Source organism: Escherichia sp. XD33 (assembly GCF_019375075.1).
Taxonomy (GTDB): domain Bacteria; phylum Pseudomonadota; class Gammaproteobacteria; order Enterobacterales; family Enterobacteriaceae; genus Enterobacter; species Enterobacter flexneri_A.
On the sequence record NZ_JAENDM010000086.1, the window covers coordinates 1 to 9,211 of the forward strand.

Here is a 9,211-nt window from a genome sequence, read left to right on the forward strand (position 1 = left end):
GCGGCTTCCAGCGCGGCTTGATGAAGGCCGTGGGTGCATCGGCCGGCACCTTGCGCAGGTTGTCGGCGTTCATCTCACGCAGGGTCTGCACGGCTGCCAGCACGCCTTGCGCGGCCGGCCCGTGCTGTTCCCCAACTTTTCGCTCGGCGAAGAGTATGAACATGCGCCGCCGGCGACGAATCGCCAAATCTCACCGTATCTCCCGAGCGGACGATTTCGCACCGGTCTGCCCGTCGAAGGGCTTGCGATCGAACGGGGCGACCTTTTCTATGCATGTCCGCGAGCCAGCGTCTTTTATGGCACGGCGCTCGACGCCGACCTTCGGACGCGCGGCGTAAGCACGCTTGTCATGGCCGGGATAAGCACCACCGGCGTTGTTCTTTCAAGCGTCGCCTGGGCTAGTGATGCGGACTACGACGTGCGTTTGGTCCAGGACTGCTGCTACGACCCGGATCGGGATGCCCACGAAGCTCTGTTGCGTTCCGGGTTCGGCGGACGTGTACAGGTCGTGTAATTTTCGGGCCTCGCATGATCGCGGCCATAGCCGCAGGTGGATTGGTGCGAGGCAGGGCCAGTCCAAGTCAGGGTGCGGTCATCGCGGCGCCTGCAACTCTCAAAAACCCATCGCCGTAGCGGAGGTCTTGTAATCGCATGTCATTACGCACGCCCGATTTATTGTTCACAGCGATAGCACCTGCCATTTGGGGCAGCACCTACATTGTCACCACCCAATACCTGCCGAACTTCTCACCGATGACGGTCGCGATGCTGCGGGCGTTGCCGGCGGGTTTATTGCTCGTGATGATCGTCCGACAGATTCCAACGGGAATCTGGTGGATGCGCATCTTCATCCTCGGCGCACTTAATATTTCGCTATTCTGGAGCTTGTTGTTTATTTCGGTCTACCGCCTGCCGGGCGGGGTCGCGGCGACGGTAGGCGCTGTGCAGCCGCTGATGGTCGTGTTCATCTCTGCCGCTCTGCTAGGTAGCCCGATACGATTGATGGCGGTCCTGGGGGCTATTTGCGGAACTGCGGGCGTGGCGCTGTTGGTGTTGACACCAAACGCAGCGCTAGATCCTGTCGGCGTCGCAGCGGGCCTGGCGGGGGCGGTTTCCATGGCGTTCGGAACCGTGCTGACCCGCAAGTGGCAACCTCCCGTGCCTCTGCTCACCTTTACCGCCTGGCAACTGGCGGCCGGAGGACTTCTGCTCGTTCCAGTAGCTTTAGTGTTTGATCCGCCAATCCCGATGCCTACAGGAACCAATGTTCTCGGCCTGGCGTGGCTCGGCCTGATCGGAGCGGGTTTAACCTACTTCCTTTGGTTCCGGGGGATCTCGCGACTCGAACCTACAGTTGTTTCCTTACTGGGCTTTCTCAGCCCGGGGACCGCCGTGTTGCTAGGATGGTTGTTCTTGGATCAGACGCTGAGTGCGCTTCAAATCATCGGCGTCCTGCTCGTGATCGGGAGTATCTGGCTGGGCCAACGTTCCAACCGCACTCCTAGGGCGCGTATAGCTTGCCGGAAGTCGCCTTGACCCGCATGGCATAGGCCTATCGTTTCCACGATCAGCGATCGGCTCGTTGCCCTGCGCCGCTCCAAAGCCCGCGACGCAGCGCCGGCAGGCAGAGCAAGTAGAGGGCAGCGCCTGCAATCCATGCCCACCCGTTCCACGTTGTTATAGAAGCCGCATAGATCGCCGTGAAGAGGAGGGGTCCGACGATCGAGGTCAGGCTGGTGAGCGCCGCCAGTGAGCCTTGCAGCTGCCCCTGACGTTCCTCATCCACCTGCCTGGACAACATTGCTTGCAGCGCCGGCATTCCGATGCCACCCGAAGCAAGCAGGACCATGATCGGGAACGCCATCCATCCCCGTGTCGCGAAGGCAAGCAGGATGTAGCCTGTGCCGTCGGCAATCATTCCGAGCATGAGTGCCCGCCTTTCGCCGAGCCGGGCGGCTACAGGGCCGGTGATCATTGCCTGGGCGAGTGAATGCAGAATGCCAAATGCGGCAAGCGAAATGCCGATCGTGGTCGCGTCCCAGTGAAAGCGATCCTCGCCGAAAATGACCCAAAGCGCGGCCGGCACCTGTCCGACAAGTTGCATGATGAAGAAGACCGCCATCAGGGCGGCGACGACGGTCATGCCCCGGGCCCACCGGAACGAAGCGAGCGGGTTGAGAGCCTCCCGGCGTAACGGCCGGCGTTCGCCTTTGTGCGACTCCGGCAAAAGGAAACAGCCCGTCAGGAAATTGAGGCCGTTCAAGGCTGCCGCGGCGAAGAACGGAGCGTGGGGGGAGAAACCGCCCATCAGCCCACCGAGCACAGGTCCCGCGACCATCCCGAACCCGAAACAGGCGCTCATGAAGCCGAAGTGCCGCGCGCGCTCATCGCCATCAGTGATATCGGCAATATAAGCGCCGGCTACCGCCCCAGTCGCCCCGGTGATGCCGGCCACGATCCGCCCGATATAGAGAACCCAAAGGAAAGGCGTCGTCGCCATGATGGCGTAGTCGACAGCAGCGCCGGCCAGCGAGACGAGCAAGACCGGCCGCCGCCCGAAACGATCCGACAGCGCGCCCAGCACAGGTGCGCAGGCAAATTGCATCAACGCATACAGCGCCAGCAGAATGCCATAGTGGGCGGTGACGTCGTTCGAGTGAACCAGATCGCGCAGGAGGCCCGGCAGCACCGGCATAATCAGGCCGATGCCGACAGCGTCGAGCGCGACAGTGCTCAGAATTACGATCAGGGGTCTGTTGGGTTTCACGTCTGGCCTCCGGACCAGCCTCCGCTGGTCCGATTGAACGCGCGGATTCTTTATCACTGATAAGTTGGTGGACATATTATGTTTATCAGTGATAAAGTGTCAAGCATGACAAAGTTGCAGCCGAATACAGTGATCCGTGCCGCCCTGGACCTGTTGAACGAGGTCGGCGTAGACGGTCTGACGACACGCAAACTGGCGGAACGGTTGGGGGTTCAGCAGCCGGCGCTTTACTGGCACTTCAGGAACAAGCGGGCGCTGCTCGACGCACTGGCCGAAGCCATGCTGGCGGAGAATCATACGCATTCGGTGCCGAGAGCCGACGACGACTGGCGCTCATTTCTGATCGGGAATGCCCGCAGCTTCAGGCAGGCGCTGCTCGCCTACCGCGATGGCGCGCGCATCCATGCCGGCACGCGACCGGGCGCACCGCAGATGGAAACGGCCGACGCGCAGCTTCGCTTCCTCTGCGAGGCGGGTTTTTCGGCCGGGGACGCCGTCAATGCGCTGATGACAATCAGCTACTTCACTGTTGGGGCCGTGCTTGAGGAGCAGGCCGGCGACAGCGATGCCGGCGAGCGCGGCGGCACCGTTGAACAGGCTCCGCTCTCGCCGCTGTTGCGGGCCGCGATAGACGCCTTCGACGAAGCCGATCCGGACGCAGCGTTCGAGCAGGGACTCGCGGTGATTGTCGATGGATTGGCGAAAAGGAGGCTCGTTGTCAGGAACGTTGAAGGACCGAGAAAGGGTGACGATTGATCAGGACCGCTGCCGGAGCGCAACCCACTCACTACAGCAGAGCCATGTAGACAACATCCCCTCCCCCTTTCCACCGCGTCAGACGCCCGTAGCAGCCCGCTACGGGCTTTTTCATGCCCTGCCCTAGCGTCCAAGCCTCACGGCCGCGCTCGGCCTCTCTGGCGGCCTTCTGGCGCTCCTGCTGCGGCGTCCGCTCGTGGGCCGTGGCGCGGGTCCGCGCGCCGGCCTCGTGCGCCTGGCGCTCGCGGGCGAGGTCCAGGGCGGCCGTCTTCACGTTCTGCCTTGCGCAGATGAGATAGGAGAGCATGAAAAACCTCGGGGCAGCCATCGAATGATGCCATCTACAGGGGTTAAAATAACCACCATCATTTCATAACAATACCTGCTGACTATGAAGATCTACGTCATCAAAATAGCAGTTCATGGAGTCAGTCCGATGGTCTGGCGTCGGCTGAGAATTGCTGCCGACACGTCACTGGCCGCGCTTCACTTCATTTTCCAGATAGTGCAGGGCTGGGGGGACGACCATCTCCATCAATTTCACATTTATGGCAAAGATTACGGTATCTCCTACGAAGGAGGCATCGGTTTTGTCGATAATCCGTTCCGGGTCGTGATTGATGATTTTGCTTTTGATGCTGGCGATCGCTTTACCTATGAATACAATTTCTTTGAGCACTGGCTTCATGACATTCGTGTTGAGGCCATTTATGAAAACTCTACGCTGAAAGCGCCGTTTTGTATAAGCGGCCATGGTATGCCCGGAGCCACAGCTGCGGATGAGTTCGATAAAACCCTGGCGTTTCTTGAAGCTATCGTTAATGCGGATGATGAAACAACGGTCGGCGAGATCCGCCCTTTTGCTGACGACCTGGATGCTGTCAGGTTCAACCGCCACAAAATCAACCGGCAACTGAGCAGGCTCGACCTTGCATCTCCGGTACTGGAGCCTGAAGTTATCTGGCTGGGCCGTCGTCGCTGACTGATGTCTATAAAGGTATACGTTTTCAGCATGCCTCTCAGATCCCCGAAAAAATGTCTATAAACCTCCCTAAATCAGTGTTTATGGATTATTCTTTAAATCTCTATGATGTTTAAAGACCTTCCGGAGGTTTTGCGTGCAATATGCCTACATCAGGGTAAGCTCGGCCGATCAGAATACGGCCCGTCAGGAAGAGGCATTGTCAAAGGCGGGTTTTCAGCCTGATAAAATTTGTGTTGAGCATGCCAGCGCGAAGGACACAAACCGCCCGGGGTTACAGGAACTCCTGGGGCAATTACGCCCTGGTGATACGCTTCTGGTTCATTCCATCGATCGCCTTTGCCGGAATATGTCGGATATGTGCGCTGTCACCACCCGGCTTCGTGACCAGGGCGTTACCCTTATTTTTCTGAAAGAGCAGCTGACGTTCAGCGCCGGCACAAACAATCCGATGCAGGAACTGCAGCTGCACATGATGTCGGCATTCAGCCAGTTTGAACGAGCCTTACTGAAGGAAAGGCAGGCCGACGGCATCGCCGCGAAAAAAGCACGGGGTGAAAAAACAGGGCGCCCCGGCGCCGATATCAAAAAGATCCAGGAAATTGACGCACTCAGAAGCAGAGGGGTCAGGCTCAGGATCGCCTGCGACCATGCGGGCCTTGGCGTTTCCACATATTATAAGCTTCGTCACCAGATGAACAACCAGTAGCCGGGAGATAGTCATCCACCACAGCAGGAGGCAATGATGCAACTGACGCTCCAGATAGTCATCACCGATGAATCAGGCTCCAGTCGAACGGAGGAACTGATGACAATCCAGAAATCAGGGGAGACCCGGAACGACATCGGATTATCGGTGTCAGAATCCAAGCTGTTGCTGAATACGGTCCAGCAGTCGGTGGTCCAGCTGCAGGCAGACGAATATACTCAACACCATATCCGGTGCCCTCACTGCCTTGCTGCGCGCAGAATCAAAGGCAAACAGAAAATACGGTACCGGACGCTGTTTGGCGTTATTCCGGTATCCGGGCTTCGGGTGTACCGGTGCCGTTGTGAAGAGAGTGATACAAAGACAGTCAGTTTGCTCAGCGACTGGGCCGGCGATTATTCTCACCCGGCACTGAAATATATTGAAACCCGCTGGGCCTCGATGATCTCCTATGAAATGACGACTCGTCTGCTGAAAGATATTCTGCCGGTGGGCCACAGCCTGAATGCCTCAACGGTGAGGAATCATTTATGCCAGGTGGCGCAGCGTCTTGACGCTGAGGCTGAAGCTCATTCAGGTTTTCTTTCCGGCTGCCCCCGCGACTGGGGGAACCTGCCCAGGCCAGGAAAACCGCTTGTGGTGGGTATAGATGGTGGTTATGTTCGCGATCGGGATGACAAAAAGCGTAATTTTGAAATTATTGCCGGGAAGTCTTTTTCCGTTGGTGCGCCTGCTGACACCCGCCGCTTCGGTTTTGTTCAGAAGGATGACTGTCATCCGGAACGCAGGCTCATGACCCACCTTTCAGCGCAGGGAATGCAGGCCAACCAGCAGATATTTTTTCTGTCCGACGGCGCGGATAATCTCAGGGACCTCCAGTTCGGTATGTACCCTGAGTCAACGCATGTGCTGGACTGGTTTCATATCACCATGAGGCTGAAGGTGCTCATGCAATATGCCCGGGGACTGCTGGTATCAGATCCAGAGGCGGGGAGTAAAGTTCTGGCACTGCTGGAAAGCATTAAACGATATCTCTGGCATGGCAATGTTGTCGCTGCGCTGGAACATATTGATAATTGCGTTATGTATTGCGATGACCCTGAACTCAGCTATCCTAGCCTGAAATCCCTGCAAAAACATCTGGATGAAATGTATACCTACATCCGGAATAATAAGATGATGATCCCAAACTACGGCGAAATGCGTCGGTACGGAGAGCCGGTATCAACCGCGTTTGTGGAATCCACGATCAATGAAGTGATCGCCAGACGAATGGCCAAAAAGCAGCAGATGCAGTGGAGCAGAAAAGGGGCTCATTATTTGTTACAGACCCGGACCGCCGTTTTGAATAACGAACTGCAGGATAAATTTGTCTGCTGGTATCCGGGTTTTCAAAGTGACGGGAAGGGACCAGCGATGGCAGCATAGCTCACGCTGCCCCAATATTTTTTATGCTCTCGGTCGTATGGAAGCTGGACCGCCTCGGTCGTGATCTTCGTCATCTCATTAATACAGTGCACGACCTGACCGCGAGGGGGACCGGTCTGAAAGTGCTGACCGGTCACGGGGCGACTATCGACACAACAACGGCCGCTGGCAAGCTTGTCTTCGGTATCTTTGCCGCACTGGCGGAGTTTGAGCGCGAACTGATTGCTGAAAGAACGACTGCAGGTCTGGCATCAGCAAGAGCCCGTGGGCGGAACGGCGGCCGACCTTATAAAATGACGCCAGTCAAACTGCGACTGGCAATGGCATCAATGGGACAATCAGAAACAAAGGTCAGTACGCTATGCCAGGAACTTGGGATAACCCGGCAAACTTTGTACAGGCATATTTCCCCTGTTGGTCAACTGCGGGCGGACGGGATCAAGCTGCTCAACCGTGGATAATTTGAACGGACGGAAAAATCTGGGGTTCCGGCGTAGTACCCCTATCACCTCCACATTTTTGCAACAGTGCCTTATAAATGGCAGCCTTATGTTTACTTGCCAAGATGGGCTACCATATGATGTTTTATACTGAGCAATATTAATATTATCTTTAATGGAAAAATTAAGCCCACTAAGTGACCCACTGCTATATGGCTCTATTGTGAAGACGCCTGAGGGTAAAAATTTATACATGGTTGTCCCTATGTCTATTATTGCAAGGTTGACAATATTATTCGTTTTATAAATTTGAGCGTTTAAAATCACACATCAAAGCAATTAGTCAGGATAAACAACAATACCCAGTGCTTCGAGAATCAGTTCTTGCTGCCAGGCTGCAATTTTGATACCTGATGTATCGACTTTGCGGGGATCTAAACCGTCGAGTTCGGCGTGGCATAAATTGGCACCCTGTAGGCTAAATTGCCCCCAGACATCTTCGGAAAAAACACCTCGACTTAAGTCTGACTCTTTCAGTGATGCACCCGCTAGGTTCGTTCCTATCCAGCGATTTTCAAACAACTCACATTTTTCTAAACAAACCCTCTCCATATTGGCATAGGAAAGATTACATCCAGAAATAAATGCTGAGCAAAAGTACATACGATTACTCACTTGATGGGCAAAGTTTGTTCGGGAAAAGTTGGCACCTTTTAAATCACACGCACGGAACTCTATACCGTAGCAATTGGCATTACTGAAGTTTGCCATCGCAAGTTGGCATTGTTGGAAACTTGCATCACGAAGATCTGCGACATCAAAGTGGCAGCCTTCGATATCACCCTGTTCAATGAACTTGCAGTTGACGAATGTCGTATCACGCAAGTTAGCACGTCGAAAGTCGCTGCGAATGAATGTGCAAGCGGTGAAGGTGAGATCACTTAAGTCTTTATGTGAAAAGTTGTGGTGCCGATATGTATGATTGTAGGTTTCCATGAGTACTCCTTGTTGAAAGGAGGGCTAGACTACCATTATACATATGCCAAGACATTAAAATAAAAGCCTGTTACATCAACACATTACAACCCCTCAATTTACCTGTTTTAAGTGGTCAAATTGGCGCGTAGAGCGCCTATCGCTCTTGCATTGGCACGCGGCCCTGTTGAAAAAAGTTATTCGCTTTAGATAGGGTTAGGAGAGCCGTGCTTCGCCGGTAAAAAATCGGACTATCCGACGCAGGGCGGACTCATCGGCGGAGAAGCAAACTTTGACTATATCTCCCTACACTTGGAAGAGGGCTAGACTGGCCCCATAGATCACCAGACACTTCGACTCTCTTAAAATAAGAGGTAGTCTTGGAACTATGTTTAATACCAGTCAGAACGATAAGATGGTTGAAGTGTTATCAGGACCTGAGCGGCGTCGGCGTCGTACACCGCAGGAAAAAATTGCCATTATTCAGCAGACTATGGAGCCCGGTATGACCGTGTCTCATGTCGCGCGCCTGCATGGCATCAATGCAAACCAGATATTCAAATGGCGCAAGCAATATTAAGACGGTTCACTGACGGCTGTTGCATCGGGCGAGGAAGTGGTGCCGGCCTCCGAACTCGCTGCCGCCAATAAGCAAATTCGCGAACTCCAGCGCCTTCTGGGCAAAAAGACGATGGAAGCCGAGATACTCAAAGAGGCCGTGGAGTTCGGCCGGGCAAAAAAATGGATTGCGCATGCGCCCTCGTTGCCTGGGAACGACGAATAAGCGACGTTTGCAGAAGTCTTAGCGTGTCGCGTGCGCAGTTGAGCATTCGGGTTCACCGGCCATCTGACTGACAGGATCGCAGACGGCAGCCCCGTTCTGACGATACCACCGTATTGTCCCGGATAAACATGGCGGTGGCTGACCTGCCGACGTATGGTTATCGCCGTGTGTGGGCGCTGCTGCGACGGGAGTCGGAGCGGGACGGCCTGCCTGTGGTTAATGCAAAGCGGGTGTATCGCATTATGAGAACGGGCACTGTTGCAAATAGTCGGTGGTGATAAACTTATCATCCCCTTTTGCTGATGGAGCTGCACATGAACCCATTCAAAGGCCGGCATTTTCAGCGTGACATCATTCTGTGGGCCGTACG

At 55.1% G+C, this 9,211-nt stretch carries 10 protein-coding genes and 2 pseudogenes; 8 read left to right on the forward strand and 4 right to left on the reverse strand.

The window, feature by feature from the left end; translation table 11 throughout:
• The coding region (locus tag K0778_RS24000; RefSeq protein ID WP_162814376.1) for a hypothetical protein at nt 1-187 on the reverse strand (187 nt) is incomplete at its 3' end.
• Between K0778_RS24000 and K0778_RS24005 the strand changes: the two genes are divergently transcribed.
• Together K0778_RS24005 and K0778_RS24010 are read left to right on the forward strand one after the other, a co-directional pair.
• Entirely contained in the window at nt 122-514 is a 393-nt protein-coding gene (locus tag K0778_RS24005) for a cysteine hydrolase family protein (RefSeq protein ID WP_001351729.1), read from the forward strand. The genes K0778_RS24000 and K0778_RS24005 overlap by 66 nt on opposite strands.
• A 137-nt stretch (nt 515-651) precedes the next feature.
• The gene (locus K0778_RS24010; protein ID WP_000058717.1) at nt 652-1,536 is read left to right on the forward strand and encodes a DMT family transporter; all 885 of its coding nucleotides are present in this window, start codon (nt 652-654) and stop codon (nt 1,534-1,536) included.
• A 31-nt stretch (nt 1,537-1,567) separates the two neighbouring features.
• On the opposite strand, the gene tet(A) is transcribed toward K0778_RS24010, so the two are convergent.
• Nucleotides 1,568-2,767 (reverse strand): tetracycline efflux MFS transporter Tet(A), encoded by a 1,200-nt coding sequence (gene tet(A) / locus K0778_RS24015; protein WP_001493765.1) that lies wholly within the window; start codon nt 2,765-2,767, stop codon nt 1,568-1,570.
• A gap of 105 nt (nt 2,768-2,872) precedes the next feature.
• Between tet(A) and tetR(A) the strand changes: the two genes are divergently transcribed.
• Nucleotides 2,873-3,523, forward strand: coding sequence for a tetracycline resistance transcriptional repressor TetR(A) (gene tetR(A) / locus K0778_RS24020; RefSeq protein WP_001493764.1), 651 nt, complete (start codon nt 2,873-2,875; stop codon nt 3,521-3,523).
• Between the two features lie 31 nt (nt 3,524-3,554).
• Here the strand turns inward: tetR(A) and K0778_RS24025 are convergent, their stop codons facing one another.
• On the reverse strand, nt 3,555-3,797 hold the full coding sequence (locus tag K0778_RS24025) for a transposase (RefSeq protein WP_000844627.1): 243 nt from the start codon (nt 3,795-3,797) through the stop codon (nt 3,555-3,557).
• Nucleotides 3,798-3,959: 162 nt separating this feature from the next.
• Here K0778_RS24025 and K0778_RS24030 point away from each other — a divergent pair, with 162 nt between their 5' ends.
• The 4 genes and pseudogenes from K0778_RS24030 to K0778_RS24045 form a co-directional block, all read left to right on the forward strand.
• Nucleotides 3,960-4,505 carry a plasmid pRiA4b ORF-3 family protein gene (locus K0778_RS24030; protein ID WP_001493763.1) on the forward strand — a complete coding sequence of 182 codons (546 nt, stop codon included), beginning with the start codon at nt 3,960-3,962 and terminating at the stop codon, nt 4,503-4,505.
• A gap of 136 nt (nt 4,506-4,641) precedes the next feature.
• The gene (locus tag K0778_RS24035; protein WP_001493762.1) at nt 4,642-5,214 is read left to right on the forward strand and encodes a recombinase family protein; all 573 of its coding nucleotides are present in this window, start codon (nt 4,642-4,644) and stop codon (nt 5,212-5,214) included.
• Nucleotides 5,215-5,250: 36 nt separating this feature from the next.
• Nucleotides 5,251-6,642: an ISKra4-like element ISKpn19 family transposase gene (locus tag K0778_RS24040; RefSeq protein ID WP_001493761.1), complete on the forward strand. Its 1,392-nt coding sequence runs from the start codon at nt 5,251-5,253 to the stop codon at nt 6,640-6,642.
• Nucleotides 6,643-6,674: 32 nt separating this feature from the next.
• A pseudogene (locus K0778_RS24045) lies at nt 6,675-7,103 on the forward strand (recombinase family protein); the annotation flags it as partial.
• A gap of 318 nt (nt 7,104-7,421) precedes the next feature.
• Here the strand turns inward: K0778_RS24045 and K0778_RS24050 are convergent.
• Nucleotides 7,422-8,078, reverse strand: a complete 657-nt coding sequence (locus tag K0778_RS24050; RefSeq protein WP_001516695.1) for a quinolone resistance pentapeptide repeat protein QnrS1 — start codon at nt 8,076-8,078, stop codon at nt 7,422-7,424.
• A 394-nt stretch (nt 8,079-8,472) separates the two neighbouring features.
• On the opposite strand from K0778_RS24050, the pseudogene K0778_RS24055 reads away from it, so the two are divergent.
• Nucleotides 8,473-9,089, forward strand: a pseudogene (locus tag K0778_RS24055) (transposase); the annotation flags it as partial.
• Between the last annotated feature and the right edge of the window lie 122 nt (nt 9,090-9,211).

What these genes read in the sequence shown, in the direction of transcription:
- K0778_RS24010 (WP_000058717.1), top strand. Translation starts at nt 652, where the DNA reads ATGTCATTACGCACGCCCGATTTATTGTTCACAGCGATAGCACCTGCC.
- K0778_RS24030 (WP_001493763.1), top strand. Translation starts at nt 3,960, where the DNA reads ATGGTCTGGCGTCGGCTGAGAATTGCTGCCGACACGTCACTGGCCGCG.
- K0778_RS24040 (WP_001493761.1), top strand. Translation starts at nt 5,251, where the DNA reads ATGCAACTGACGCTCCAGATAGTCATCACCGATGAATCAGGCTCCAGT.
- K0778_RS24050 (WP_001516695.1), bottom strand. Translation starts at nt 8,078, where the DNA reads ATGGAAACCTACAATCATACATATCGGCACCACAACTTTTCACATAAA.